Genomic DNA, 728 nt, shown 5'->3' with positions numbered 1-728 from the left:
AGGAACATCTTTGATCTGAATCGCAACTGCCATAGCCACAAACTATCACATGCGCATGGCATGCACATGTGATGCGTGGCAGTCAACAACCGCCAACAACTATCACCAGACCCTTTTGAGGTATTACCTATGCGAGTCAAGTCGCGTATATCAAACAACTCCCCATGCGTTCGTCGACGCTTTAACCAGCTATTTCCGCGATAACTCATGTTTCAAACGGCAGAGCAACCTGATCTTTGTCGCAAGTTGGGAATCTACCCCTGTGTGCTGCACGCCACCACCGAGCGGGAAGAGCGCCGTGCGGCAGATGACCCTTGGCCTTGGCGACCTGCATGGCTTGTTTTCGTTTCGGACTCGTTAGACCCGCAGTCAGCCCGAGGCACCTCTTGGAGCTAGACCACAACGGTAATACTGCTTGGTCTTACTGCTGCTACCCTTACCTCATGCGCGTCACAAGCAAGGGACAGGTCACCATCCCACAGGATGTACGCCGGCGTTTGGGCATCGTGGCTGGCAGCGAGGTTGACTTCGAGGTCGACGACGACGCCGTCCGGCTGGTGCGGCGCACCGAGGGACGCGGCGCGGCTCTAGTCGAGCAGATGCGCGGGCGTCGGCTGCCAATGACCACCGACGAGATCATGGCGTTGACTCGCGGCGAATCCTGAGCTATGCCGCTTGGGACGCTGGTGGACTCCAACGTGCTGCTCGACGTATTCACCGATGACCCC

At 57.6% G+C, this 728-nt stretch carries 1 protein-coding gene; it reads left to right on the top strand.

Features of this window, described 5'->3' with window-relative positions:
• The first annotated feature begins 443 nt into the window (after positions 1-443).
• Positions 444-665 (top strand): AbrB/MazE/SpoVT family DNA-binding domain-containing protein, encoded by a 222-nt coding sequence (locus tag F6Q13_RS18585; protein WP_293059670.1) that lies wholly within the window; start codon positions 444-446, stop codon positions 663-665.
• Positions 666-728 lie beyond the last annotated feature (63 nt).

Origin of the sequence: Mycobacterium sp., assembly GCF_008709575.1 — a bacterium.
In the GTDB taxonomy this organism is placed as follows: Bacteria; Actinomycetota; Actinomycetes; order Mycobacteriales; family Mycobacteriaceae; genus Mycobacterium.
Note: the sequence above shows the minus strand (reverse complement) of the source record. Positions and strands in the feature narration are given on the sequence as shown.